This window comes from Caballeronia sp. GAWG2-1 (assembly GCF_023631405.1).
Classification (GTDB): Bacteria; Pseudomonadota; Gammaproteobacteria; order Burkholderiales; family Burkholderiaceae; genus Caballeronia.
The window spans coordinates 436,138-461,087 of record NZ_JALQDD010000040.1 but is presented as its reverse complement, the minus strand read 5'-3'; the positions used below and the strand labels follow the sequence as shown (position 1 = coordinate 461,087).

Annotated in this window: 23 protein-coding genes; 11 read left to right on the top strand and 12 right to left on the bottom strand. The window is 62.9% G+C overall.

The features are described 5' to 3' along the window. Positions 1 to 43: 43 nt before the first annotated feature. The 6 genes from NCR98_RS29055 to NCR98_RS29030 are packed head-to-tail and all read right to left on the bottom strand — an operon-like array spanning position 44 to position 6,873. Positions 44 to 1,279 carry a metal-dependent hydrolase family protein gene (locus tag NCR98_RS29055; protein WP_250528087.1) on the bottom strand — a complete coding sequence of 412 codons (1,236 nt, stop codon included), beginning with the start codon at positions 1,277 to 1,279 and terminating at the stop codon, positions 44 to 46. A 16-nt stretch (positions 1,280 to 1,295) separates the two neighbouring features. Continuing rightward, positions 1,296 to 2,294, bottom strand: a complete 999-nt coding sequence (locus NCR98_RS29050) for a 4-hydroxyproline epimerase (RefSeq protein ID WP_250469111.1) — start codon at positions 2,292 to 2,294, stop codon at positions 1,296 to 1,298. A 13-nt stretch (positions 2,295 to 2,307) separates the two neighbouring features. After that, a complete protein-coding gene (locus NCR98_RS29045; RefSeq protein WP_250469109.1) occupies positions 2,308 to 3,210 on the bottom strand; it encodes a dihydrodipicolinate synthase family protein in 903 nt (300 codons plus the stop codon). A 21-nt stretch (positions 3,211 to 3,231) separates the two neighbouring features. Further along, positions 3,232 to 4,485 carry an NAD(P)/FAD-dependent oxidoreductase gene (locus NCR98_RS29040; RefSeq protein ID WP_244829785.1) on the bottom strand — a complete coding sequence of 418 codons (1,254 nt, stop codon included), beginning with the start codon at positions 4,483 to 4,485 and terminating at the stop codon, positions 3,232 to 3,234. Continuing rightward, a complete protein-coding gene (locus tag NCR98_RS29035; RefSeq protein ID WP_250528086.1) occupies positions 4,482 to 5,549 on the bottom strand; it encodes a proline racemase family protein in 1,068 nt (355 codons plus the stop codon). Before NCR98_RS29035 ends, NCR98_RS29040 begins: the two co-directional genes overlap by 4 nt. Positions 5,550 to 5,559: 10 nt before the next feature. Next, positions 5,560 to 6,873 carry an MFS transporter gene (locus NCR98_RS29030; RefSeq protein ID WP_244829790.1) on the bottom strand — a complete coding sequence of 438 codons (1,314 nt, stop codon included), beginning with the start codon at positions 6,871 to 6,873 and terminating at the stop codon, positions 5,560 to 5,562. Between the two features lie 278 nt (positions 6,874 to 7,151). On the opposite strand from NCR98_RS29030, the gene NCR98_RS29025 reads away from it, so the two are divergent. From NCR98_RS29025 to NCR98_RS28995, 7 genes are all read left to right on the top strand, one after another. Next, entirely contained in the window at positions 7,152 to 8,243 is a 1,092-nt protein-coding gene (locus tag NCR98_RS29025) for a toxic anion resistance protein (protein ID WP_250528085.1), read from the top strand. 14 nt (positions 8,244 to 8,257) lie between these two features. Beyond that, positions 8,258 to 9,019 (top strand): VWA domain-containing protein, encoded by a 762-nt coding sequence (locus NCR98_RS29020; protein ID WP_250528084.1) that lies wholly within the window; start codon positions 8,258 to 8,260, stop codon positions 9,017 to 9,019. A gap of 37 nt (positions 9,020 to 9,056) precedes the next feature. Continuing rightward, positions 9,057 to 10,082, top strand: coding sequence for a DUF475 domain-containing protein (locus NCR98_RS29015; RefSeq protein WP_250528083.1), 1,026 nt, complete (start codon positions 9,057 to 9,059; stop codon positions 10,080 to 10,082). Positions 10,083 to 10,150: 68 nt separating this feature from the next. After that, positions 10,151 to 10,816, top strand: coding sequence for a TerD family protein (locus tag NCR98_RS29010; protein ID WP_244831020.1), 666 nt, complete (start codon positions 10,151 to 10,153; stop codon positions 10,814 to 10,816). A 45-nt stretch (positions 10,817 to 10,861) separates the two neighbouring features. Then, positions 10,862 to 11,731 (top strand): hypothetical protein, encoded by an 870-nt coding sequence (locus NCR98_RS29005; RefSeq protein WP_250528082.1) that lies wholly within the window; start codon positions 10,862 to 10,864, stop codon positions 11,729 to 11,731. Positions 11,732 to 11,759: 28 nt separating this feature from the next. Continuing rightward, entirely contained in the window at positions 11,760 to 12,404 is a 645-nt protein-coding gene (locus tag NCR98_RS29000; RefSeq protein WP_250528081.1) for an HAD-IB family hydrolase, read from the top strand. Between the two features lie 150 nt (positions 12,405 to 12,554). Next, positions 12,555 to 12,896, top strand: coding sequence for a zinc ribbon domain-containing protein YjdM (locus tag NCR98_RS28995; protein WP_250528080.1), 342 nt, complete (start codon positions 12,555 to 12,557; stop codon positions 12,894 to 12,896). A gap of 27 nt (positions 12,897 to 12,923) precedes the next feature. Here NCR98_RS28995 and NCR98_RS28990 read toward each other — a convergent pair whose 3' ends face one another. Further along, complete coding sequence (locus tag NCR98_RS28990) at positions 12,924 to 13,706, bottom strand: phosphatase PAP2 family protein (protein ID WP_244829804.1); 783 nt, start codon at positions 13,704 to 13,706, stop codon at positions 12,924 to 12,926. A gap of 221 nt (positions 13,707 to 13,927) precedes the next feature. On the opposite strand from NCR98_RS28990, the gene fae reads away from it, so the two are divergent. The 4 genes from fae to NCR98_RS28970 all read left to right on the top strand — a co-directional run bounded on the left by fae (position 13,928) and on the right by NCR98_RS28970 (position 18,382). Further along, positions 13,928 to 14,440 (top strand): formaldehyde-activating enzyme, encoded by a 513-nt coding sequence (fae, locus tag NCR98_RS28985; RefSeq protein WP_244829806.1) that lies wholly within the window; start codon positions 13,928 to 13,930, stop codon positions 14,438 to 14,440. A gap of 10 nt (positions 14,441 to 14,450) precedes the next feature. After that, positions 14,451 to 15,488 (top strand): aldo/keto reductase, encoded by a 1,038-nt coding sequence (locus tag NCR98_RS28980; RefSeq protein ID WP_250528079.1) that lies wholly within the window; start codon positions 14,451 to 14,453, stop codon positions 15,486 to 15,488. After that, on the top strand, positions 15,485 to 16,924 hold the full coding sequence (locus NCR98_RS28975) for an NAD-dependent succinate-semialdehyde dehydrogenase (protein WP_250528078.1): 1,440 nt from the start codon (positions 15,485 to 15,487) through the stop codon (positions 16,922 to 16,924). Before NCR98_RS28980 ends, NCR98_RS28975 begins: the two co-directional genes overlap by 4 nt. A gap of 99 nt (positions 16,925 to 17,023) precedes the next feature. Continuing rightward, complete coding sequence (locus NCR98_RS28970) at positions 17,024 to 18,382, top strand: MFS transporter (protein ID WP_250528116.1); 1,359 nt, start codon at positions 17,024 to 17,026, stop codon at positions 18,380 to 18,382. 6 nt (positions 18,383 to 18,388) lie between these two features. Here NCR98_RS28970 and NCR98_RS28965 read toward each other — a convergent pair whose 3' ends face one another. The 5 genes from NCR98_RS28965 to NCR98_RS28945 all read right to left on the bottom strand — a co-directional run bounded on the left by NCR98_RS28965 (position 18,389) and on the right by NCR98_RS28945 (position 24,868). Next, entirely contained in the window at positions 18,389 to 19,279 is an 891-nt protein-coding gene (locus NCR98_RS28965; protein ID WP_250528077.1) for a LysR substrate-binding domain-containing protein, read from the bottom strand. A 310-nt stretch (positions 19,280 to 19,589) separates the two neighbouring features. Further along, on the bottom strand, positions 19,590 to 20,507 hold the full coding sequence (locus NCR98_RS28960) for a LysR substrate-binding domain-containing protein (RefSeq protein WP_244829810.1): 918 nt from the start codon (positions 20,505 to 20,507) through the stop codon (positions 19,590 to 19,592). A gap of 156 nt (positions 20,508 to 20,663) precedes the next feature. Further along, a complete protein-coding gene (locus NCR98_RS28955) occupies positions 20,664 to 22,322 on the bottom strand; it encodes a GMC family oxidoreductase (RefSeq protein WP_250528076.1) in 1,659 nt (552 codons plus the stop codon). A gap of 21 nt (positions 22,323 to 22,343) precedes the next feature. After that, positions 22,344 to 23,561, bottom strand: coding sequence for a mandelate racemase/muconate lactonizing enzyme family protein (locus tag NCR98_RS28950; RefSeq protein ID WP_244829812.1), 1,218 nt, complete (start codon positions 23,559 to 23,561; stop codon positions 22,344 to 22,346). Further along, a complete protein-coding gene (locus tag NCR98_RS28945; RefSeq protein ID WP_250469082.1) occupies positions 23,558 to 24,868 on the bottom strand; it encodes an MFS transporter in 1,311 nt (436 codons plus the stop codon). Before NCR98_RS28945 ends, NCR98_RS28950 begins: the two co-directional genes overlap by 4 nt. Between the last annotated feature and the right edge of the window lie 82 nt (positions 24,869 to 24,950).

Sequence of the window (24,950 nt, the reverse complement as noted above, 5' to 3'; positions counted from 1 at the left end):
GTTTCTGCTGCGGACATTCGGCGCGGGAATCGTAGCACGCGGCCTAGAGCAGGTTCTCGCGCACCCACGCGCCGTTTTTCATCACGCCGGAGACGCGCTCCCCTTGCCCCGTCAAGACGCGAATGTCCTTGAGCGGATCGCCGTCGACGACGAGCAAATCCGCATACGCGCCCGCCGCGATCACGCCGAGCTTGCCCTGCATGTTGAGGATGTCCGCGCCCACGGCAGTGGCCTGGCGAATGGCTTCGAACGAGCCGACGATATCCGCGCGTATCGACAGTTCGTCGCTCTGATACTCGTGCATCTCGCCCAACAGATCCGTGCCGAGGCCCATTTTCACGCCGCGCTCGTGCAGCAGTTCGAGCGCCTTCAACCCTTGCACGCGCACCGCTTCGTTCTTTTTGAGCGACAAGGCCGAAATGCCGATCTGCGCGCCGACGCGGTTCATCGCGTCATAGACGACGAGCGTCGGCACCGCGAACGCGCCGTGTTCGGCCATGACATCGGCGGCTTCTTCATCGATGAGATTGCCGTGCTCGATGGTCCGCACTCCGAGCTTCACCACGCGCGCGATGGCTTTCGGCGTGTACGCATGCGCCATCACGTAGGTCTGATGCGACGCGGCTTCCTCGACGGCGGCCTTCACTTCATCGACGGAGAATTGCAGATTGCCGATAGGGTCCGTCGGCGACGCCACGCCACCCGACGCCATGATCTTGATGTGATGCGCCCCGGCGCGCATCTCTTCGCGCACGGCCTTGCGCATGGCATCGACGCCATCGACCACGCGGCCGATCGCGCCCATGTTGCGGCTGCAGCCGCACGGGTCCGGGTCGGAGTTGTCGAAGCGCTCGCGGAAGTCTCCATGACCGCCGGTTTGCGACAGCGCCTTGCCCGCGACGAACAAGCGCGGTCCCGCGATCACGTCTTCCTCGATTGCACGCGACAACGCGTAATCCGCGCCGCCCGCGTCGCGCACGGAGGTGAAGCCGCGATTCAACATGCCCGCGAGAATGGGCACGGCGCGCAGCACGGCGAACGTGTTCGGCAAACGGCTGTTGTTGCCGAGATGCGCGACCGATGCAATGACATGCACATGGCAATCGATCAGGCCGGGCATCACCGTCTTGCCGCCGACATCGATCACTTGCGCGCCGCTCGCCTCTACCGGCTCGCGCGTGACTTCGCGGATGGTGTGGCCATCGATCACGACGGAATAGCGGCCGTCGTCGCGTTCGTGCTCGGCGTCCAGCACGCGTGCGTTCTTAAGAATCAGCATGACGTTATGCTCCTTTTCACTTCAGCAGGAATCCGTGGGCCAGGGGATCGCGGTCATCGACGAAGAGAGTGTTGTGGCCCGTGATGCGCGCCCAGCCTTCGATGGTCGGCACGATCGCGTCGTACTCGCCGACTCGCGCGGCCGATACCGGCACGCCTTCGAACAGCGTCCCGATGATGCTTTCATGCACGAAACGCTCGCCTATCTTCAAGCGCCCTTTCGCGACGAGTTGCGCCATGCGCGCCGAGGTTCCGGTGCCGCACGGCGAACGGTCGATGGCCTTGTCGCCATAGAACACCGCGTTGCGCGCGCTCGCGCCTTCGACTGTCGGCGCACCGGTCCACATGACGTGGCTGAGGCCGCGAATCTGCTCGCTTTCCGGGTGCACGAAGCTGTACTTCTCGTTGGCCTTCTGCCGCAGCAGCGGGCTCAGGCGCTGAATGTCCGATGGCTTGAGCGCGTGCAGACCTTCGAAATTGCGCTGCGGCTCGACGATCGCATAAAAATTGCCGCCATAAGCGACATCGAAACGAATCTCGCCTAAGCCTTCCACTTCGACGGAGAGGTCCTGCGAATGCAGATACGAAGGCACGTTGACGAGTTGCACCGAATCCACGTGTTCGCCGTTGACGCGATAACGCGCGATGACTACGCCCGCTGGCGTATCGAGCCGCAAGACGCCCGGCTCGCGCGGCCGCACGAGACCGTTTTCGATCGCCGTCGTCACCGTGCCGATGGTGCCGTGTCCGCACATCGGCAGACAGCCGCTGACTTCGATGAAGAGAATGGCGAGATCGCAGTCGTCGCGCGTCGGCGGATAGAGAATGCTGCCCGACATGACTTCGTGGCCGCGCGGCTCGAACATGAGCGCGGTGCGAATCCAGTCGAACTCGCGCAGAAAATGCGCGCGCCGCTCGATCATGTTCGCGCCGGCAAGCGGCGGCGCGCCGCCCGCGACGACGCGCACGGGGTTGCCGCACGTATGACCGTCGATACAGAAGAACGTGGACTTCACATTAGTGCTCCGTTCATTGAGCGAGCGCACGCACGTTGGCGAGCGCCTTCTCGACGATCGCGATCGTGCGCTGCCGCTCCTCGCCTTCGAGCACGAGACGCGGCGCCTTCACGTATTCCGGATAACCCGCCGTGATGTTTTCGGCGAGCTTGATGTATTGCACGAGTTTCACGTGCGTGTCCAGATGGAACAGGTCGATCAATGCCCGATACAGCGCACGCGCCTTGTCGTATTCGCCATTCACGGCGAGCTTGAGCAGTTCGACGGATTCGCGCGGCACCGCGTTGGCCATGCCCGATACCCAGCCCTTGACGCCGAGCGCGACCGATTCCAGCACGAGATCGTCCACGCCGCAGAACACGGTGAAGCGGTCGCCGAAGCGCGCATAGAGATCGGTGACGCGTGTCGTATCGTAGGTTTCTTCCTTGATCGCGACGACGTTGGCTTCGTCCTTCAGTTGTTCGAGCAAGTCGGGCCGCATGTCCACGCCATAACCGCGCGGATTGTTGTAGATCATGAGGCCGAGCTTCGTCGAGCGCGCAATCGACCGATAGTATTCGACGGTTTCTCTATCGTCCGAGCGATAAGTGAGGCCGGGAAACACCATCAGGCCCTGCACGCCGATGGCTTCCGCATCCTTTGCGAACTGCATGGCGTTGGCCGTGTTCAGTTCGGCGAGACCGGAGATCACGGGCACGCGGCCGTTCACCGTTTCGACCGCGAGCTTGAGCACCGTGCGCTTTTCCTCGGGCGTGAGTTGCGCGTTCTCGCCGACCATGCCCATCATCACGACGCCGCCTACGCCGTTGTCGAGCAGACGATTCAGCCCGCTCACGATGGCGTCCTGATCGAGCGCGCCGGTAGCGGTGAGTTTGGTCGTGACCGCGGGGAAAACGCCTTGCCAGTTGACTTGCATCTCTTCTCTCCTGTCGTTTGGTCAGTGCTGAAAACGTGCGATGGAATAAGGTTCGAGGGGCACGCGCGGCATGCGCTCGCCGAGCACATCGGCGACGAGCGCGGCCGTGGTCGCCGATTGCGTCAGACCGAGATGGCCGTGTCCGAACGCATAGACCACGGACGGCGCGCGTGGCGAGACGCCGATTACCGGCAGCGAATCCGGCGTGGACGGGCGATGCCCCATCCAGTTGACCGCATCCGTTTCGTCGATGTCGGGCAGAAAGCGCCGGCCGAGCGCGAGCAACGCCTCGCTGCGCCGATAGTTCGGCGGCGCGGCGAGCCCCGCGAATTCCGCCGCCCCGCCGATGCGCAAACCGATATCCAGCGGCGTCGCGACGAACTTGCGTTCCGCGAAGATCACTTCGCGCGACAACGCAATGCCGTGCCTGGGCAGCGTCGCGTTATAGCCGCGTTCGCTGTCGAGCAACACGCGGTCGCCGACAGACTTCGCAAGCGTCGCCGACCACGCGCCCGCCGCCACGACGATGCGGCGGCCGAAGACGCGGGCGCCGTCGTCGAGCAGAACGCCGTCGGCGGGTTCGAGCGCACGCGCGACGCCGGTCACGAAGCGCGCCCCCAACGCCATCACGCGTTCGCGCAGCAAGGTCACGAGCCGGCGCGGATCGCCGATATGCGACCAGTCGTCGAGAAACACGCCATGCCGGAACACCGGCGCAAGCGCTGGCTCGGCGGCGCGTACTTCGTCCTGATTCAGCGTATGCCAGCGCACGCCAAGTTCGCGCTTGAGCGCCCATTCGGGCTGATCGGCGGCGAAGGCCGCATCGGTCTCATAGACGGTAAGCGCGCCGCGTCGATACAGCATCGCGGTGGCGCCGATATCGTCGAACATCGGCAAGATGTCTTCGTATACGCGATTGTTGAGCCGCGAAAGCGCACGCGAGATGGCGTCGAACCGCGCGGGTTCCGCCGCGCGCCGAAACGCCATGAACCACGGCAGCGCGCTTGGCACGTGTTTCCAGTCGAGCGCGAGGGGCCCGAGCGGGTCCATTAGCCACTTGGCCGCTTGCGTGAACATGCCGTGCACGGCAATCGGCGTGTTCTCCGACACGGCGATACCGCCCGCGTTGCCGTGCGACGTGCGGTCGCCTTCGAAGTCGCGATCGATCAACGTCACGCTCGCGCCTTCGCAGAGCAGCGCCCACGCGCACGACAAACCAACGACGCCCGCGCCGACCACGATTACATCCGCTATTTCCTGCCGCGGCTGGCTCATGGCTTCGCGCGCGATTTGATGAGCTTGTCGTCGACGGCTTCGAGCCACGTGTCCGACAACGTGAAGCCCGTCTGATAGCGGTCGGTCGGATCGACGCCCACTTGCGAGATCGCGCTGATCCACGCCTGTCCCGCGACCACGGGCACGACTGCGGGCACATCGCCGAGTTGCGTCAGCGAATCGATACGGCTTTCGAAGCGCGAGCCGATGATCGATTCATGCACGAAGCGCTCGCCCGCTTCGATCAGCCCTTTCGCGTGCATCACCGCGAGCCGCGCCGATGTGCCGGTGCCGCATGGCGAGCGGTCGCAGCGTCCGGGAGAGACGATCACGGTATTGCGCGAGGTCAGGACGCCGTTTTCGCGCCGCAAGGGCATGACGAATTCGGTCTGCGTGATGCCCTTGATGTTCGGGTTCAGCGGATGCGGCGACGGCAATTGCTCGGCCGCGTCGGCCTTGATCGTTTGCCCGAGCTCGCATAGTTGGCGCGCTTCGTCGGGCGTGATGGCAAAGCCGAGCTTTTGCGCATCGACGATGACATAGGTCATGCCGCCGTAGCCGACATCGACTGTCAGCGTGCCGACGCCTTCGACCTCGATCGTCTTGTCCAGATGGTTCGCGAAGGCCGGTTGATTGGTGAACTCGACTTGCGTCACCTTGCCGTTTTCGCAGCGGCAGCGCACGTGAATGAGACCGGCGGGCGCTTCGAGCACGAGTTCGGTGACGGGCTCGGTCATCGGCAGGATGCCGGTTTCGAGCAGCACGGTGGCCACGCAGATCGTGTTGGAACCGGACATCGCCGGATATTCGGTCGATTCCGCGATCACGTAGCCCATCTGCGCGCGCGGATCGGTCGGCGGCAATAGAAAGTTCACGCTCTGGTTGGCCGAACCGCGCGGCTCGAAGATGCAGATGCGGCGCAGGTCGTCGCGCACTTCTTCGAGATGCATCATCTTGTCGAACATGGTGGCGCCGGGCACGTCGAAGACGCCGCCCGTCACCACGTTGCCCACTTCGCCTTCGGCGTGGCAATTGACTACCGTGAGAGTTCTGCTCCAGCGCATGCGAAAGTCCTCATTGCAACGGTTGATGCGCCGTTTCCCGGATCGTCGCGACCGTGATCGTCGAGAGCAGCGCCGCGAGCATGACGAAGTACGCAGGCGAGACGGGCGAACCGGTGGCCTTGATGAGCGAGATCGAAATGACCGGCGCGAAGCCGCCGAACACCGCATTGGCGATGCCGTAGCCGATCGACATCCATGTCGTGCGGATCTTCGTCGGAAAGAGTTCGGAGAGCACGGCGGGGCCGACGCCCGAGAAGATGCCGATCAACACGCCGCCCAGCACCTGCACGAGACCGACGACCAGCGCGGACTTGTATTCGAGCATCAAGTGAAAAATCGGATAAGGCAGGATCAGGAACGCGACGCAGCCGATAGCGTAGATCGGTTTGCGTCCGACGCGGTCCGACAACGCGCCCCAAAACGGAATGGATGCCGTCATCACGAAGAGCCCCGCCGTATTGAGCCAGAGCGCCGCCGACGAACTCATGCCCGCGTACTTCTGCGTGAACGACGGCAAATAGTTGAGCAACGTGTAGAGCGAGACCGTCCAAACGATCACGAGCCCGCAAGCTTGCAAGCCGAGCAGCGCGGGCGCGCGATGCGGCGGCGGCGCGACATCGCTTGCCTGCGCGAAAGCGGGCGTCTCTTCGCTGCGTTTGCGGATGATCCAGCCGATCGGCCCGATCACCACCGCGCCGATGATGAACGGCACGCGCCAGCCCCAGTCGAGCATGGCTTGCGAGGACAGCGTCGAGGTCATCAACGCGGCCGCGCCGGAGCCGAGCAGCGTGCCGCCTAGCGTGCTGCATTGCTGGAAGCTGCCGTAGAAGCCGCGGCGGTTTTGCGGCGCCCATTCGACCAGAAACGCGACCGCGTTACCAAGCTCGCCGCCGACCGAAAGGCCTTGCAGCATGCGCGCGGCGATGAGCAGGATCGGCGCGTAGATGCCGATCGACGCATACGAAGGGATCAGCGCCATGAAGAGCGTGGCGGCGGCCATGAGCGGCATGACGAAGGTGAGCGTCCACTTACGGCCTTTTTTGTCGCCGAGCCATCCGAAGATGATCGCGCCGAGCGGACGCGCCGCGAAGCCGAGACCAAACGCGCCGAACGTGCCGAGCATGGCGGCGAACTCGTCGCCGGCCGGAAACATGACCTTGGCGATGACGGTGGCGAGAAACGCGTACGTCCCGAAGTCGAACCATTCGAGCACGTTGCCGACGACAGCGGCGGTGACGGCGCGACTGGTTTGCGTTCTGGATGGTGCTCGGGCGGTGTCGCTTGTGGCGTATGCGCCAGCGACGGTCTGCGCTTGGTCGGTCATGGTGGCTCCCGGGGCGGTCGGTTCGAAGGCGAAACGGGATGCGGCTGAGGGGCATTCTGAACCAGAAAGTTTTATGAATCAAGGATTTTGGATCCAATATAAAAGAACGATCGATCCTTTAACGCCAGCGCGCTCGCCCATTCCGCAGGCATATCTGATTCAAAGTGTTGCTGCGGCTTGCGGAACCTTTACTTCGCGCGTCCAATGCCCGGGGTTGCCGGGGGCGTTCATCGACAAACCATAGCTTGGCATTACTTAGAATAACGAGATAGAGAAAAATGAAACCCATTTTTGGGGATGGCAACGCGAAGCCTTTTCACCTCGCGACAGACGACACGCGCGGCGATGCATCGCCGTCATCGACGCCGGTCCTGCGTGACGCGGCCAAAACGGTTCGCGAAGCCTCGGCCGAACTACTCACGGACGATCAGATCGACCAGCTTGGCGCCACGGCCGGCGAGCGCGTCGCCAGCCTTTCGCAGCGTCTTCTGTCCGAGGCGCGTGCCTCCGACGCCGATCACTTTGGCGAGTTGCTCAACAACCTGATCGTGACCGCCAAGGGCCTCGACCCTGCTTCCATCCAAAAACGCGGCCTGGCCGGGAAACTAGTGTCGATGTTCAGATCGACCCGGGAACAGTTGCTCGCCCAGTTCGATTCAGTGGAGAAGCGCATCGGTACGCTCGTCGTCGAACTGGAGGCCACGGCGAGCCGGCAGAACCGCGATATCGCGGAACTGGATCAGATGTACGCGGACAACTACGAAACGTTCCGCCAGTTCGAAGCGGCCAAGGCGCATGGCGAGGCTTCGCTCGAGTCGTACCGCGTGGCGCTTGCGCAAGAGCCTCAAGCCGGCGACGCGTTCGCCGCGCAACGCATGATGGACACGCGTCGCCGCACAAACGCACTGGCGCAAAAAATCGACGACTTGAGCCGCGCCATGCTGATGGCCGAACAACTCGCGCCGCAGATCCGCATGGAGCAGGATCACAAGCGAACGCTCATCTCCAAGTTCGGCACGGCGAAAACCGTGTTGATTCCCGCGTGGACCAACGCGTTCTCGCTCTACATCAAGCAACTGAGTTCGAAGAAGGCGGCCGACCTCGCGAACGCCACGTTCGATGCCGCCGACATGGCGCTACGCGCGCAGGCCGACCAACTGCATGCCAACGCCGGCGCGGTGACGAGACTGGCGGAGCGTCCCGTCATCGCGACCGAAACCTTCGAATACACGCAGCAGAAGTTGTTCGCCGCGCTCGACGAAATGGCAAAGATCATCGACGAAGGCCAACGCAAACGCAAAGCCGACGAACCGCGGCTGCGCAAGCTCGAGCAGGATCTCATCGCCCGGTTCAACGACCGTAACCACTAAAAGAAAAAACTCGCATGTCCATCATCAACCTCAATAAGCCGGCCCTCGCTGCGCGCGCCGACAGCGTTTCGATCATCCTGAGCAAGCGTAGCCTGCCGCGTCCGCCCATCGTGCGAGTAGCGGCGGCGCTGGACATCTCGGGTTCAGCGAAGGGTCTGTACGAATCCGGGATCATCCAGGAAACGCATGACCGCATGCTTGGCATCGCCATGAAGTTCGATGACAACGGCGAAATCGATACTTGGACCTTCACTGACACCTTCGACCGCCTGCCAACGGCGACGCCCGAAAACTATGGCGCCTATATCACCGAAGAGGTGATGAAGAATGCGTCGGTGCGCAAGTGGGGCGCGACGGAATACGCGCCTGTGATGACGGATATCGTCAATTTCTTCTTCGCGGCGGCAGCGCCCGATGCGAACGACAAGCCTGGCTTTTTCCGCCGGCTATTCGGCGCGCCGCAGAACGACGTCACCGTCGCGAATGCCGCACCCGCCAACAACATGCCCGTGTGGGTCCTGTTCGTGACGGATGGACAGAACCCTGCTTTCGACCGCGCGCGCGTCTGGAAGCTGCTGCGCGAGACGCAGAAGTTCCCGATCTACTGGTCGCTCATCGGCGTGGGTAACCCCGACGAATTCGCCTTCCTCGAAGAAGTCGCCGAGCAATTGCCGAATGCAGGCTTCCTGCATCTCGAATCGCTCGACATCTCCGATCAGGCGATCTACGAGCAACTCATTACCGAGGAATTCTGTGACTGGGTGCGCGGCAAGTAAGCGATTCATCCCGGCCATTTTTTCTCTTGAGCAATACATGATCAAGCAATTCAAAATCCCGTTCGCGTTGACGTTCATCGCGCTCGTGCTCGCATTCCTGATCGGCGGCGTGAAGGACATGATCCTCGTGGCCGTGCTGTGCGTGCTCGAAATCTCCCTCTCACTCGATAACGCCGTGGCCAACGCGGCCGTCCTGCGCAACTGGTCGGACAAGTGGCGCGACCGTTTCATGACGTTCGGCCTGCCGGTCGCCGTGATCGGCATGCGGCTGCTGTTTCCGCTGCTGATCGTCGCGGTGGCGGGCGGCATTGGCTTGTGGCAGGCCGCCAGGCTCGCGCTCGAAGCGCCGGATCAGTACGCCGCCATTCTGACTTCGGCGCATCACGAAGTCTCGGCATTCGGCGGCGCGTTTCTCTTGATGGTGTTCTTCGGCTTCATGTTCAACGCCGACAAGGAAGAACATTGGATCGAGGTCATCGAGAAGCCCTTCGCGCGACTGGGCCGCCTCTCTGCGATTGAAGTGGCGCTGACGCTCGGCATCATCGCGCTCGTTTCCACCCAGTTGCCGGACGGCGAGCGCGCATCGTTTCTGCTGGCGGGCGGCGGCGGCGTCATCGCCTTCATCGTCGCGCATGGCGTCGGCGATCTGGTCGGCGGCGACGCGACCGGCGAACGGATCGTGCGCGAAGGCGTCGCGGGTTTCATGTACCTCGAAGTACTCGATTCGTCGTTCAGCTTCGACGGCGTGATCGGCGCATTCGCCCTGACCAACAACATCTTCCTGATTGCGCTCGGACTCGGCGTGGGCGCGGCTTATATCCGTCAGATGACGCTGATCCTGCTCAAGAAAGGAACGCTTGCGCAATATCGCTTTCTGGAACACGGCGCGTTCTGGGCGATCGGCGCGCTTGCGGCAATCATGCTGTGCGTCAACGTCGACGTTCCGGAAGTAGTCACGGGGCTAATCGGCGCATGCACGATCGGCGTTGCGGTCGTCAGTTCGATCATCGTGCAACGTCGCGAAGTCACGCGCGACGCGACTTCCGACAACCCTGCTTCCTGATCCGGACGCGCCGCCCGGAATCGCGGCGCGATCCAAAACCTTCAAACGAGAGCAAGTAATCCATGTCAATGATCAATCTGTCCAAAGGCGGCCGGATCAATCTGTCGAAAGAAGCGCCGCACGCAAGCAAGTTCCGCATCGGCCTGGGGTGGGACGCCAATGCCACCGATACCGGCGACAACTTCGACCTCGACGTCTCCGTGTTCCTGTGCAAATACGACGAACAGAGCAATCCGAAGCTCTTGTCGCAGAAGCACTTCATCTTCTACAACACGGAAATTCGCACGCTCGACCGCGAAACCACGTTTTTCCAGCCCGGCGACGAATGGCCACGAAAGGGCATGTCGTCGTCCGAGTGTCTCGGCGTCGTGCACAGCGGCGACAATCAAACCGGTAGCGGCGGTGGCGACGACGAAGTCATCTTCATCGACAGCAAAAAACTCGACGCTGCGGTAGACGAAATTTCGGTCGTCGTGACGATCGATCGCGCAGCGGAGCGCAAGCAGAACTTCGGACAGGTTCGCAACAGCTACATCGAAATCTCCGAGGAAGATACCGGCAAGGTGCTCGCCCGTTATCCGCTCGAAGAAGATTTCTCGCTGGAAACCGCCGTGCAGGTGGGAAGCTTCTATCGTCGCGACGGACAGTTCATGTTCAAGGCGGTCGGCATGGGCTACAACCGTGGGCTCGCGGATTTCGTCGCCGCTTATGGCGGCCGCGTCGACCGCGCCTGAAACGGAGATCTGTCATGGCGTGGCGTTACCGGCAAGAGTATGCGAATGTCTAGTGAACCCGGACCGCTGAGCTTCCCGGACACACCGGGCAGGTTGCAAGTCGACGATTCCCGAGCCGACCGCAGTCCCGATGCGCGCAGCAACGTCGTCCGTGAGCCATCCGTGCGCCCGCTTTTTGTGTCGCGCGAGGAGCGCGCCGCGAGCGCACCGCAAAGCTTGAGCGAGCCGGGAAAGACGCTCTTCGGAGACGCTGGCCATCCGTTGCTAAACCAGTGTTTCGAGTGCGCGCGCCAACAGTTTCCCGCCCTGTATCCTCGACAGCAGGCACGCATCGAACGCGCGATTCGCCGGCTCGTACCGCCACGGCTCGAACACATCGTCGTCATGGCCGAAGCGCCGTTGCATGCATGCGGCGAGGCTGTCGAAACGTTCACCCGCATGATGCGCGACTTCGCTGAACTGGATGGCTCCGGCCTGATGCGCGACCTGCTCGAGCGTGCTGCACATAGACCCGGTCTGATCGACCGCCTGACAGGCCGATACCTGGGCACGGAAACGCCGGAACTGGATTTTCGCGGCCTCCTGACCACGCTCAAGACTTCGTTGCACTCGTTTCCGGCGCGCGTGAAGTCGTCGCGGCAACACATCGCGGAAGCACGCGACGGTCTGGCTATCGGTCTTGCCGCCTTGAGCGCCGTCGCCGATTTGCCGGAGCCCTGGGACACCGCGAGCGCCGCGCGCGCATTGCTCGATCGCCGCGCGATGGTGCGTCAGGCGTTTCAGCAACTCGAACTGTTGTCCCTGCAAGTCGATGCGTTCGAAACCGATATTGTCGATCTGCTTGCGCGCGCCGATCAACTGATGAACGTGACCCTCCCCGCCGCGCTGGCTGCGCGGTCGCAGCCCAAGCGCTGAGAAACGAGCGTTTTACATGGAGCCTTCGATGTTCAAGCAACACCGCACCGTCGCCGCATTCGATTTCGACGGCACCATTACCACCGGCGACAGCCTCAAGGCTTTCGTGCTGCACACCGTCGGGCCGATTCGTTTCGCCACATCGGCCATATGGGCGGCGCCGGCGCTGGCAGGCATGGCAATAGGCCGATGCGACCGCGGAACCGCGAAGGCCGAATATTTGAAGTACGCTCTGAAACACGTTTCGCGCGATGCGCTACAACTCGCTGCCCAAAGCTTCTGTGCCACGCGCCTGCCGGCCATGATCCGGCCGGAGATGATCGACCGCGTGCGGCAACATCAGGCGCTTGGGCACGAGGTGGTGATCGTGAGCGCGTCGCCTTCTCTGTATCTTCGTCTCTGGGCGCAGACCATTGGAATCGGCACGGTGCTGTCGACCGAACTGGAATTGACGGAATCGGGATACGCGGGCCGGTTCATCGGCGCCAATTGCTGGGGGCCGGAGAAAGTCGAGCGTCTGAAGGCATGGTGGGGCGCATATCGCCCAATGACCTTGTATGCCTATGGCGACAGCGCGGGCGACAAGGAGATGGCCGAAGCCGCCGACGTTCCATGGATTCGCGGATGCGGCGCCTTGCCGACCTTGCCAGCCCTGAGCGATACTCATTATTAAGACAGCGCGGGAATCGGCAGGCGATCTTCGACCGCTATACTTCGTCCCGCTTATTCGTTCCGCTTTTTCGTCCCGCTTTTTCGTCTCGCTTTTTCGTTCCGCTTATTCGTTCCGCTTTCCGCACCACCTATTCGCATCGAAGGACCCCGCATGACCGCCCTGCCCCCGTGCCCCCAATGCCATTCCGAATTCACCTACGAAGACGGCAAGCTCTTCATTTGCCCCGAATGCGCGCATGAATGGTCGGCCGATGAATCTCCCGCCGCCGAAGCCGAAACGAAGGTTTATTGCGATTCGGCGGGCAACATTTTGCAAGACGGCGACACCGTCACCATCATCAAGGATCTCAAGCTGAAGGGCTCGTCCGGCGTACTCAAGATGGGTACGAAGGTCAAGAACATCCGCCTTGTCGATAACGATCACGATATCGATTGCAAGATCGACGGCTTCGGCGCCATGAGTCTCAAGTCCGAATTCGTCAAGAAGATCTGAGCGCGCACGTCGTGGACGAGGTGCGCCTTACCTCGTCCGCATGCCGCTAGCCGGCACGCGGCGCGCCAACTCCGCCAGGCCGATACAAAACGCGAGCCACGCGCCGCCCGAGGCGAATCCGCCCGCGACATCCGTCAGAAAATGCACGCCGATCACCACGCGGCTCGTGCCGATCAGCAGCACTAGAAGACAGGTCGAAGCGACGATGAGGGCATCGCCGCCGCGCGAGGCGACGCGCATCAGCACATAGGCGCACATGCCGTAGCAGACCATCGATCCGAACGAATGGCCGCTCGGAAACGAATAGCTCTCGGGCAACGGCACGAGCGCGCCGATGGGCCGCTCGCGATGCATCGACAGCTTGAGCACGCGATTGAGCAGACCGCCCAGGCTCGTCGTCGCGATCAGAAAGAGCGCCAGTCCGAAGTGCCGCTTCCACGCCAGCGCCACGCAGACGAGCGCGCACAACAACGCCAGGAACAGCGGATCGCCAAGATGCGTCAAGCGCGCGAAGCTCTGCGCGGCCAGCGGCGGCACGCCTTTGCGAATGCTATCGAGCAGAAGCTGATCGGCGCTCGAAAACGCCTCGCCGCGCTCGACGCGCGTCGCGATTGCCGCGAACACCATTACGCCGCATGCAAGCGGAACCAGCGCCGCGAACACGACGAGCGTCCTCTGCGTGGGCGGTTCGCGCGTGTCGAGCAAGCGCACGAACGCGCTCCAGGCGAGCGCCGCGCCAAGCGGCGCCGCCACGAGCACGAACGCGATGACCCACAACGCGTGAGCTTCTGCTAAGCCTGCATAGTCCATCGATCGACAACCTCCGTTTGATTCGACTTGGCTAGACGTTTCTACCATGCCTGCCGCCGATGGAAATTAGGACGGACTAAGTCGAGCTTCGGATTCGCCCTACGGGTACTCCCGGAGTTGATTGAATCTCACACCCACGCTGACAAATCGTCGATTCCTCATCGCGCGACGCCCGCCGCAAAATCGCTTCATCCTCAACGTAACGCAAAGGATTGGAGTCCATGCGAAAGAATCTGTATATCGGCGAAGGCTTCGAGGGACCGGGCGTGAATCTCGCCCATATCAACGTGCTGGTCGGTCCGCGCGACGGTCCCGCCGGTCAGGCCTTCGCCACCGCGCTCGCGACGCCATCGGCCGGGCACGCGCCCTTCGTCGTGATCGCACGGCCCGGCGTGCCGACCAAGCCGCTCACGCTCTACGTGAACAAGGCGCCGATCGACGGCGACTTCCACGGCAACGCGACCTGGGGCGCATCGCAGGCCGGCATAGCGAAAGCCGTGGCCGAAGCGCTCGAACAAGGCACGCTGCCGCCCGAGGCGGAGAACGAGTGGGTGGTCGTATCGGCGAACTGGGTGAATCCCAAGACCGACGATCTCGACGCCGTCTTCGAGAACAACTATCGCGCGTGCAGGAACGCAATCGTCGCGGCCATGGAAGGCCTGCCGTATCGACATGCCGTGTTCGAGGCGGCGCGCGATGTCTCGAACCCGTTCTACACGCCGAAGAAGCGCTGAGGAGACGACCATGGAATACGTACGTCTCGGCCAGTCCGGACTCAAGGTTTCGCGCTTGTGTCTCGGCACCATGAACATGGGCACGCCGCAATGGAAGCCCTGGATTTTCGATGAAGCGCAAAGCGAGCCGATCGTGCGCCATGCGCTCGATGCGGGCGTGAACTTCATCGATCTCGCCGATTTTTATTCGACCGGCGTCGGCGAGGAAGTGGTCGGCCGCATCCTGAAGCGGCTCGTGCGGCGCGAGGATATCGTCGTCACCACGAAGGTGGGCTACGACATGGCGAGCACGCCGAACGCGGGCGGCCATTCGCGCAAGCACGTGATGGACGGCATCGACGCGTCGCTCAAGCGTCTCGACATGGACTACGTCGACATTTACATGCTGCATTTTTTCGACGTGAACACGCCCGTCGAAGAAACCCTGGCCGCGCTCGACGATATCGTGCGCGCGGGCAAGGCGCGCTATATCGGCGTTTCGACGATGTACACCTGGCAGTTCGCCAAGATCGTGCAGGCGTGCGAACGCCACGGCTGGCACAAGCCGATCAACATGCAATTGCAGTTGAACGCCGCGTATCGCGAGGAAGAGCGCGAGATGATTCCGTATTGCATCGATCAGGGCGTCGGCGTGTCGGTGTTCAGTCCGCTCGCGCGCGGCCTGCTGACGAACGACGCCGGCTCGAATCGCAATCAGACCGACTTCTTCACCGCGCAAATGTATGGCGATGCCGCTTCGCGCAGCGTCGCGGCATCCGTGGCGCGAGTGGCGACGCGACGCGGCGTGACATCCGCGCAGATTGCGCAGGCATGGGTGCTGAACCGTCCGGGTGTGTCGAGCATGCTGGTTGGGGCGGATTCGGCCGCGCAGTTCGACAGCGCGCTCGCCGCGCTCGACACGCGTCTCAGCGACGACGAAATGCACGAACTCGACCGCAACTACACACCGTGCGATCTCATCAACGATTACACGGCGGGACGGCGTATCGCCCGCGAAGCGCGTGAGGCGCGCGGCGCATTCGACGAACTCATGGAGCGCGCGGCATGAGCGACCTTTTACGATCCGGCCATTACATCGACGGCGCGTGGCGCGTAAGCGCAAGCACGTATGCCGTGCGCAACCCAGCGACGGGCGAAGTCATCGCGAACGTGGCGCGCGGCGGCAGCGCGGAGACATCGCTTGCAATCGATGCCGCGAGCAACGCGCTGCCCGCGTGGCGCGCGCTTACGGCAAAGGAACGCGCCGCCCGCGTCAAGCGTTGGGGCGAACTCATGCTCGCCAACCGCGACGCGCTCGCCGCCCTGCTCACGCGCGAGCAAGGCAAACCGCTTGCCGAAGCGCTCGGCGAAGTGGCCTACGCCGCGAGCTTCCTCGAATGGTTCGCGGAAGAAGCGAAGCGCAGCTACGGCGACGTGATCCCGAGCCCGAAGCCGCATTCGCAGATCATCGTCACGCGCGAGCCAGTCGGCGTGGTCGCGGCCATCACGCCGTGGAACTTCCCGCTCGCGATGATCACGCGCAAAGCCGGCCCCGCGATTGCGGTCGGTTGCACGATGGTGCTGAAGCCATCGGAGGAGACGCCGTTATCGGCCTTCGCGCTGGCGGTGCTGGCGGAAGAGGCGGGCATTCCGGCCGGCGTGTTCAACATCGTATCGGGCGATGCGGTGGCTATCGGCGAGACGCTCACGGCGTCGCCGCACGTGCGCAAGCTCTCGTTCACCGGCTCGACGCGCGTCGGCAAACTGCTCGCGAAGCAATCCGCGGATACGCTCAAGAAGCTTTCGCTGGAACTCGGCGGCAACGCGCCCTTCATCGTGTTCGACGACGCCGATATCGACGCCGCCGTGCAAGGCGCGATGGCATCGAAGTTCCGCAACACGGGGCAGACGTGCGTGTGCGTGAATCGCTTCTACGTGCAGGACGGCGTCTACGATGCCTTCACGCAAGCCCTGACGCGCGCCGTGCACGCCTTGCGAGCGGGCAACGGTCTCGAAGGCGCGTTCGATCAAGGTCCGCTCATCAACGAGGCGGCGCTCGAGAAAGTGAAGACCCATGTCGCGGATGCCGTGCAAAAAGGCGCCAAGGTGCTGACAGGCGGCAAAGCGCATGCATTGGGCGGCACGTTTTACGAGCCGACCGTGCTCGCCGATGCCATACCTTCGATGCTGATCGCCGAGGAGGAAACCTTCGGCCCGGTCGCGGCGTGTTTCCGCTTCGCGACCGAGGAAGAAGTCGTCGCGCTTGCGAACGACACGCCCTACGGCCTGTCGGCCTATTTCTACACGCGCGATCTGGGCCGCGCGTGGCGTGTCACTCAGGCGCTGGAAAGCGGCATGGTCGGCATCAACGAGGGAATCATCTCGACGGAAGTCGCGCCGTTCGGCGGCGTGAAGCAGTCGGGGCTCGGCCGTGAAGGTTCGAAGTACGGGCTCGATGAATACGTCGAACTCAAATACATGATGATGGCGGGGCTTGGCCGCTGAATCAGCTTCTGTCGGCGCCGCGCGCACCCATAACCACAAGCACGCACCAGCACGCGCGCGGCAATTCATGCAGTGGAGGAGACACCCTTGGATACTCGAATCGTCACTCCCGATGCGCTCGATGCGCATCTCGCCTCGTCGCCTGGCGCCGGCCGCGTCACGCTCGACGACGTTCCGCTCAACCGCTTTCATATCAAGATCGCGGGGCTGACGTTCGGCGCGCATTTCACGGAAGGTTATGCGCTTGGCACCATCGGTTACGCGCTGGCGTCGATGAACCGGCAGGTTCCGCTCGATGCGTTCTGGATGGGCATGCTCGGCTCGTCCGCGCTGATCGGCATCTTCTTCGGCAGCCTCGTATTCGGCTGGCTGTCCGACCGGCTCGGGCGGCAGAAGATTTTTCTGCTGAGCTTCATCATCATCACGGCGGCGGCGTTCGCGCAGTTTTATGCGACCACGCCCGCGATGCTCGTTGCGTTGCGCGTGTTGATCGGCTTCGGCATGGGCGGCGACTTCGCGGTCGGTCACGCGATTCTCGCGGAGTTTTCGCCGCGCAAGCATCGCGGCACCCTGCTCGGCTCGTTCAGCGTGATCTGGACCATCGGCTACGTGATTGCGAACGTGCTCGGCATGCATTACGCCAATGCCTCGCCGGACGCCTGGCGCTGGCTGCTCGCCTCGGCTGGCATTCCGGCGTTTCTCGTACTCGTGTTGCGTATCGGCACGCCAGAGTCGCCACGCTGGCTGCTCGGCCGCGGTCGTGGCGATGAAGCGCGGCGTATCGTGCGCAAGCACTTCGGCCCGAACGTGACGCTCGACGCCGACGCCGGCGAACACTTCGCTCCGCCCGGCGGCTTCGCGCGGCTCTTCAAGCCGGATCTGATCCGCCGCACCATCTTCAATTGCGCGTTCTTCGTGTGCCTCGTGATCCCGTATTTCGCGATCTACACATTCCTGCCGAGCATCCTCAAGGCGATCGATCTGAACGAGGGCTCGGGCGCGGATCTGCTGCTCAACGGCGTGCTCGTGATAGGCGCGTTGCTCGGCATCTGGCTGACGATCAAGCTCTCGCGGCGCGCGTTCCTGATCGGCTCGTTCGCGGTGACGTGCGTGTCGCTGCTGGCGCTTGCGGTGCTGCCATCGTCGGCGTCGCTCTGGATGATCGCGGCGTTCGCGCTTTTCACACTGACCATGTCCGCGTTTTCAAACCTGGTCGGCGTGTTTCCGCCCGAGTGCTTTCCGACCGAGGCGCGCGCGTGCGGCGTCGGACTGGCGATTGCATGCAGCCGCCTTGGCTCGGCTATCGGCACGTTTCTGTTGCCACTGGGCATTGCGGGCGTCGGCGTCAAGGTAACGATGCTCGCGCTCGCCGCGGTGCTGTTCATCGGGATGCTGGTTTCGATTGCATGGGCGCCGGAAACGAAGCATCTGACGTTGAACGAGGCGAGTGGCAACTGAACTGCTTCAAGGCTGCGCTGCGTTCGCGTTTGTCACCCCTTCGCCACGCAGCCACTCCGCGAACGCCTGCACATGATCCTGCGCGGCAGCCGACGGCCCGATGTCCAGCCAGTATCCATAAGGCCCCGTGGATTCCACCGGCGACAGTTGCGCAAGCGTGCCGTCGTGCAACTCGTCCGCGATCATGTTGCGGTCCACCACCGCGAGGCCGGTTCCGGCTAGCGCGGCGCGAATCGCCTGATCGAGTGTCGAGAACTCGACGCCGTTTTCCGCGAAACCGCGCGACAGGCTCGCGGCATCGAGCCAGTTCGGCCAAAGCGTGAGGCGCGCGTCGTTGTGCAGAACGTGCAGCGCGGGCAGGCGTTCCAGCAGCGCCACGACGTCCTGGCCCGCATACTTCGACGCGCCGACGAGCACATGCCGCTCGATGAACAGCAACGCCGACCGATGATCCGCCCGCGCCTCGTGCCCGAAGCGGATCGTGCATTGAAACTCGCCCGTGGCGTCGGTGCGCACCGAGAGGTCGATGTCGGGCACCGCGTCCATCAGCGAACCGAGACGTGGCGACAGCCAGCGCGATGCGAACGTCGGCGGCGCGCTCACCGTGAGCCGCTTGCGTTCGCTCTTCGGAGAAATCGAGAGCTTGCGGGTCGTGCGTTCAATGGAATCGAACGCCTCGGAGACGCACGCGAGCAACTCCGTCCCTTGCGCGGTCAGGCGTATGCCTTTGTGATCGCGGTCGAAAAGCCGCGCGCCGAGCGCGTCTTCGAGCAGACGAATCTGGCGGCTGACCGCGCCTGGCGTCACGCACAACGCGGCGGCGGATTTGTTGAAGCTCATGTGGCGCGCGCTTTCTTCGAAGAAGCGTAGCGCGGTGAGTGAGGGCAGGCGGCGCATGGTGTCTCGCTAGATTGGTTTTTTCCCTATGGTAACGAGTCGACAGGCGGTTGCGTCCGGCCTTCGCGGCTCAAACCTCAAGGTCGCCGCAGCCTGAGCGCTACAAAAATCTGCATGAGCCTGTTTTGTAGCCTTCAGGCCGCGAATCGTGCGCAACGCCGACCGCCACTCGAAGAACATCGCGCTGTTCTAGTTCACACTCGGCGATGCGGCAATCACGCCCGCCTACAACATCTGACGATGCAGGCTTACAACCCGCCGGGGTTATCCGTGGACGGACGCAAGAGCTCGGCGCCCGGCGACTCGTGACTCATCTTGCCGCCCGCATCCGCGCAAAGCATCGCTGCTGCTCGTCGACCTGTCCGCGCAGCCACTCGCGAAACATCGCGACATGCGGAGCATCGTCCTGTCCAGCGCGCGTCACGAGCCAGTACGACTGATGCCCGTCCACTTCGACATCCAGTAGCGGCACGAGCGCGCCGCGCGCAAGCTCCGGCGCGATCATGTGACGATCCGCGATGGTGACGCCAATGCCATCCACCGCCGCATGGATCGAATGATCGAGCAGGTCGAATTCGTAGCCGTCGTGGGTATCGACATCGTCGATGCCCGCCGCGTTCAGCCAGTGTTGCCAAGTGAGATAGCGCTGATCGTTGCTTGCGAGCACATGCAGCAAGGTGAACGCATTCAGGTCCACCGAGGTCGTCGCGCGCTCGCCCAGCAATTCGGGCGAGCACACGGCGATATGCCGCTCGTTCATCAGCAATTGATTGTCGAGCCCGGCCCATTCGCCGTTGCCGAAGCGAATGGCGCAATCGAGCGCGCCGGATTCGACGAGCTCGTCGGTGCGGCGCGTGGTCAGGGTGACTTCGACTTCAGGCGCGGCAGCACGAAGGGATGGCAGGCGCGGCATGAGCCAGCGGCTCGCGAAGGTCGGCGGCACGTTGATGCGCAAGCGCTTGAGATGCGTCTTCTCCTGAATGCTGCGCACCGTCAGCTCGATGCGATCGAACGACATCTTGAGCGCCTGCAGCAGCAGGCGCCCCGTGGCCGACAACTCCAGATGATGATGACGGCGCAGCAGCAAGGCTTCGCCGAGTTGCGTTTCGAGTTGGCGGACCTGACGGCTCACCGCGCTTTGCGTGACATGCAGCACTTCCGCCGCACGCGTGAAACTGCCGGTGTGGCCAGCCACTTCGAAAGCCCTGAGCGCGTTCAGGGCGGGCATCTTCCGCTTCAAAACTGTCTCCTGTCTCGTCTGACGTGCGCGCATTTAACACGCGCTTCACGCCAGTCGTGCCGCTCTTTGACAGCATTTTACGAATCGAGTCAATTTATGCCGGTTATCCGACCGGCGGCGGCGCGCAACCTAGACCCGCTTCGTTCATGCGGCGACGGGAAGTTCGAGCGGCTTCAACGCCTCGACCACCCCACGACGCGAATCTTCGAGAATCATGTCCGCGCCCTTCTCGGCGACCATCATCGTCGGCGCGTTGAGGTTGCCGGAGGTGATGTTCGGGAACACCGATGCATCGACGATGCGCAAACCATCGATGCCATGCACGCGCAGACGCTCGTCGACCACGGAGGTGCGCGCGTCCGGACCCATCGCGCAGGAACCGCACAGGTGATAGATCGAGCCGGACTGGTCGCGAAAATACGCGAGCATGTCTTCGTCGCTCTTCACGCCCGGTCCCGGCGAGATTTCCTCGGCCGTGACCTGGCGCAGCGCCTTCGTGCCCATGATGCGGCGAATGAGCTTGCTGCCCTGAATGACTTCGCGGATATCCTTCGCCGTCGTCAGCGCGTTGATGCGGATCTTCGCCGCATCCTCGACCTTCGCCGACGCAATTTCCACCGAACCGCGGCTCGTCGGGCGACACGGATTGAAGCACAGCAAAAAGCCCGAGTACGGTTCCGGTTCGAGTTGCGCCTTGCTGCTCTTCGGAATGCGGTACGACAGCGGGTTGAAGTAGAGCTGCAGGTTTGGCTCCAGCTCGTCGTCGGCGCCCTTGAAGAAGCCGCCCGCCTGGTTCACGCTCATGGCGAGCGGTCCCTTGCGCGTCATCAGATATTGCAGCGCCACCTTCGCCTTGCCGATGAGCGAACCCAACTGGTCGTTCAGCGTCTTTACCGTCGCGCGATAGTAAAAGCTCACGCACAGATGGTCCTGCAGATTCTTGCCGACCGCCGGCAGCTCATGCACGAGCGTCACGCCATGCTTCGCGAGTAACTCCGCTTCGCCGATACCGGAGAGTTGCATGAGCTTCGGTGTATCGACGGCACCCGCCGAGAGAATCACTTCGCGCTTCGCCCGGAGCTGCAAGTCCTGGCCATTACGCGAGGCGAGCACGCCCATGGCGCGCGCGCCGTCGAACAACACGCGGCGCACCGTCACGTTGCGCTCGATCTTCAGATTGCCGCGCTCCATCACCGGATGCAGATACTCGAAGCTGCTCGACGAACGCTGACCGTCGCGCGTGTTGACATCGTAGATGCCCGCGCCTTCGTACTTCGGGCCGTTGAAGTCGTCGGTGCGCGGAAAGCCCGCTTCTTCCGCAGCTTGCAGAAAGTCCTGGCAGATCGGATGCGCGTCGTCCTTCATCGGCGAAACGCGGATCTTGCCGTTCGCGCCGTGATACTCCGTGTTGCCAAGCGGATGCGATTCCACGCGACGGAAATACGGCAGCACGTCCTTGAAGCTCCAGCCGCGATTGCCCGCTTTCGCCCAGTCGTCGAAATCGTGCGGCTGGCCGCGCACGTAGATCATCGCGTTGATGGAGCCGGAGCCGCCCTGCACCTTGCCGCGCGGGCAATACAGCTTGCGGTCGTTCAGCTGCGCTTCCGGCTCGCTGTAGTACATCCAGTTGTATTCGGGGTTGTAGTAGGTCTTGGTGAAGCCGACCGGGACCTTGAACCAGAACGACGCGTCCTCGCCGCCCGCTTCGAGCAGCAGGACCGAATACTGTCCCGACTCCGTCAGACGGTTGGCGAGAATGCAGCCCGCCGAACCCGCGCCCACGATGATGTAATCGAATTCCATGCTTGAGTATTCCGGTGAGTGTCAGCCTTTGGCAGGCGCGAGGTCTTTCACGTCGAAAGGCCGGGGTGTCATCTGCAGATGCAGACGGTCGCCGGTATAAGGCGTATGCGCGCGCACCACGTCCATGTTCAGTTCGACGCCAAGACCCGGCTCGTTCGACGGAATGATGTAGCCGTCTTCCCAGCGAATCGGCGTCTTCAGCACTTCGGCGTGAAAACCGTCCCACGTGCCGATGCTTTCCTGAATCAGGAAGTTCGGCGAGCACGCCGCGATCTGCACGCTGGCCGCCGCGCCGACAGGCCCGTTGTACAGATGCGGCGCGATCTGCGCGTAATGCACTTCGGCGAGACTCGCGATCTTCTTCGCTTCGAGTAGCCCGCCCACGCGTCCGACGTTGAATTGCAGAATCGATGCGGCGCGCGCTTCGAGCAGCTTGAAGAACTCGTACTTCGTGGTCAGACGCTCGCCCGCCGCAATCGGAATGCTCGTCTTCGCGGCGACTTGCGCCATCGCGTCTTCCTGTCCCGGCGGAACGGGCTCCTCGAACCACAGCGGATCGAACTTTTCGAGGCGTTGCGCGAGGCGGATCGCCGACGATGGCACCATCTGTCCGTGCGTGCCGAACAGCAGATCGGCCTTGCTGCCAACCGCTTCACGCACCTTGCGGCAGAAGGTTTCGCAGCGGTCCATGACTTCGAGCGAAATCTGGTGGCCGGAATACGCCGTGTACGGGCCTGCCGGATCGAACTTCACCGCCGTGAAACCGAGTTCGACGTTGTGCGCGGCACATTCCGCCGCGAGGTCCGGGTCGTCGTAGTCGTATTCGCCACGACTGTTCTTCGGATAAAGATACGTGTAGGAACGCAGACGCTCGTGCACGCGGCCGCCGAGCAGTTCGTACACGGGCTTGCCCGCCGCCTTGCCGATGATGTCCCAGCACGCCATTTCAAGGCCGCTTACGACGCCCATCATGGTGAGGTCGGGGCGTTGCGTGAAGCCGCTCGAAAAGGCTTCGCGATAGAAGCGCTCGACATGATGCGGATCGTGGCCGAGCAGATAGCGTTCGAATACATCTTCGATGATCGGCGTCATCGCCTTCGGATGAAACGTGGCCGAGTAAATCTCGCCGACGCCCTCGATGCCGCAATCCGTGCGCAGTTTCACGAAGATCCAGTACATGCCACCGACATGCGGCGGCGGCACGGCGACGATATGAGTTTCCAGTGCGGCGATTTTCATTGCTGCGATTCCTTGCGTTCCATGCGTTTGAGCCGATGCTTGAAGACGAGCGCGGCGACACCGCCGAGCGCGGCCATCACGGCGACATAGCCGAAGTACATTTGATAGCCGAGCACGCCGGGATAGTTCTGCGTCAGATGCCCGTTGACGAGCGGCAGGAATGCGTCCGGCGAGTAGCCAATCACCGAGATGAGGCCGATGGCGAGACCGCTCGTCTCGGCCGGCACCTTGCAGTCGTCGAGCAGGGACCAGTAGAGACCGCGAATGGCATAGGTCATCACGCCGATGAACAGCACGACCACGGCGATCAGCACGTGACTCGAAATGCCCGGCGCGACGATCAGCACGACAAGCGATAGCGCGGCTGCGAAGAGGGCGAACACGAGCACGGAAGACTTCGAGAAGCGGTCGCCGAGAAAGCCGCCGCCGATGCCGCCGATAGGACGCATCCACAGCTTGAGCGTGGTGATGAAACCCGCCGCGACCACGGAAAGGCCAATCTCCTTCTCATGCAGATACGCCGAGAAGCTGTACGTCGCCCAGAACACCTGATAGCCGCAGAACACGATGGCCGCGAGCAGCCACAATTGCGGATTCTTCAGCAGCAGGGCGAGGTCGCGCAGCACGTTGCTCTTGCGCTTCGCCACGGCGGTGGCGCCCGCGTCGGGATCGCGAACCAGCCCGAGCACCACGCCAAGCAGGATGCACAGAAACGCGTACATATAGACCACGAGCTTGAAACCCGCCGCGGTGGAGTCGCCGCGCGTGTGCGTCACATAGGCGAAGACCGAAATCGCGATGGTCGCGAGCAGCGCTTCGATCAAGCCGCGACCGCCATCGAGAAAGCCGAAGAAGCGGCCTTGCTCGTCGGCGGCGGCGATCATCTGCACGCGCTTGATGATGGCGGCCCAGAACGTGAGGCCGGTCGTCAAACCCCAGCAGCCGAAGATCACGATCAGCGAGGCGAACGAAGGCGCCGTCGAATACCACAGCCCGAGCGCGCCGGTCGCGATCAACGAAAAACAGATGAGCACGCGCGGCGCGACGCGGTCCGCAAGCCAGCCGCTTGGCAAATAGCAGATCAGGAAGATCGTGCCGAGCGCGGAGTAGAGATAGCCGAGTTGCTCTTCGGTGATGCGGAAGACTTCGAGCATCGTCGGCTGATAGACCTGCCGCAAATACAGAATTGGATAGATCGCGCCGGCGGCGACCACGAGCAGCGCGAGTTGCAGATAGCGGTCGGCGCGCGCGCTTTTGAGCGGCAGCGCAGCCGCGCCCTGGCTGGTTTGAGCGGGATTCGATGACACGGGAGGCTCCTCGATGAACCGCGGGCGCAAAGCCCGCAGCCTTCATATATTTTTGTGTGAGTTGGAAAAGGAAAACGGCGGC

What these genes read in the sequence shown, in the direction of transcription:
- NCR98_RS29040 (WP_244829785.1), bottom strand. Translation starts at nt 4,485, where the DNA reads ATGAGCCAGCCGCGGCAGGAAATAGCGGATGTAATCGTGGTCGGCGCG.
- NCR98_RS28960 (WP_244829810.1), bottom strand. Translation starts at nt 20,507, where the DNA reads ATGCCCGCCCTGAACGCGCTCAGGGCTTTCGAAGTGGCTGGCCACACC.
- fae (WP_244829806.1), top strand. Translation starts at nt 13,928, where the DNA reads ATGCGAAAGAATCTGTATATCGGCGAAGGCTTCGAGGGACCGGGCGTG.
- NCR98_RS29045 (WP_250469109.1), bottom strand. Translation starts at nt 3,210, where the DNA reads ATGCAAGTCAACTGGCAAGGCGTTTTCCCCGCGGTCACGACCAAACTC.
- NCR98_RS28995 (WP_250528080.1), top strand. Translation starts at nt 12,555, where the DNA reads ATGACCGCCCTGCCCCCGTGCCCCCAATGCCATTCCGAATTCACCTAC.
- NCR98_RS29025 (WP_250528085.1), top strand. Translation starts at nt 7,152, where the DNA reads ATGAAACCCATTTTTGGGGATGGCAACGCGAAGCCTTTTCACCTCGCG.
- NCR98_RS29015 (WP_250528083.1), top strand. Translation starts at nt 9,057, where the DNA reads ATGATCAAGCAATTCAAAATCCCGTTCGCGTTGACGTTCATCGCGCTC.
- NCR98_RS28990 (WP_244829804.1), bottom strand. Translation starts at nt 13,706, where the DNA reads ATGGACTATGCAGGCTTAGCAGAAGCTCACGCGTTGTGGGTCATCGCG.
- NCR98_RS29020 (WP_250528084.1), top strand. Translation starts at nt 8,258, where the DNA reads ATGTCCATCATCAACCTCAATAAGCCGGCCCTCGCTGCGCGCGCCGAC.
- NCR98_RS29000 (WP_250528081.1), top strand. Translation starts at nt 11,760, where the DNA reads ATGTTCAAGCAACACCGCACCGTCGCCGCATTCGATTTCGACGGCACC.
- NCR98_RS29005 (WP_250528082.1), top strand. Translation starts at nt 10,862, where the DNA reads ATGTCTAGTGAACCCGGACCGCTGAGCTTCCCGGACACACCGGGCAGG.
- NCR98_RS29010 (WP_244831020.1), top strand. Translation starts at nt 10,151, where the DNA reads ATGATCAATCTGTCCAAAGGCGGCCGGATCAATCTGTCGAAAGAAGCG.
- NCR98_RS29035 (WP_250528086.1), bottom strand. Translation starts at nt 5,549, where the DNA reads ATGCGCTGGAGCAGAACTCTCACGGTAGTCAATTGCCACGCCGAAGGC.
- NCR98_RS29055 (WP_250528087.1), bottom strand. Translation starts at nt 1,279, where the DNA reads ATGCTGATTCTTAAGAACGCACGCGTGCTGGACGCCGAGCACGAACGC.
- NCR98_RS29030 (WP_244829790.1), bottom strand. Translation starts at nt 6,873, where the DNA reads ATGACCGACCAAGCGCAGACCGTCGCTGGCGCATACGCCACAAGCGAC.
- NCR98_RS28975 (WP_250528078.1), top strand. Translation starts at nt 15,485, where the DNA reads ATGAGCGACCTTTTACGATCCGGCCATTACATCGACGGCGCGTGGCGC.
- NCR98_RS28955 (WP_250528076.1), bottom strand. Translation starts at nt 22,322, where the DNA reads ATGGAATTCGATTACATCATCGTGGGCGCGGGTTCGGCGGGCTGCATT.
- NCR98_RS28965 (WP_250528077.1), bottom strand. Translation starts at nt 19,279, where the DNA reads ATGCGCCGCCTGCCCTCACTCACCGCGCTACGCTTCTTCGAAGAAAGC.
- NCR98_RS28950 (WP_244829812.1), bottom strand. Translation starts at nt 23,561, where the DNA reads ATGAAAATCGCCGCACTGGAAACTCATATCGTCGCCGTGCCGCCGCCG.
- NCR98_RS28980 (WP_250528079.1), top strand. Translation starts at nt 14,451, where the DNA reads ATGGAATACGTACGTCTCGGCCAGTCCGGACTCAAGGTTTCGCGCTTG.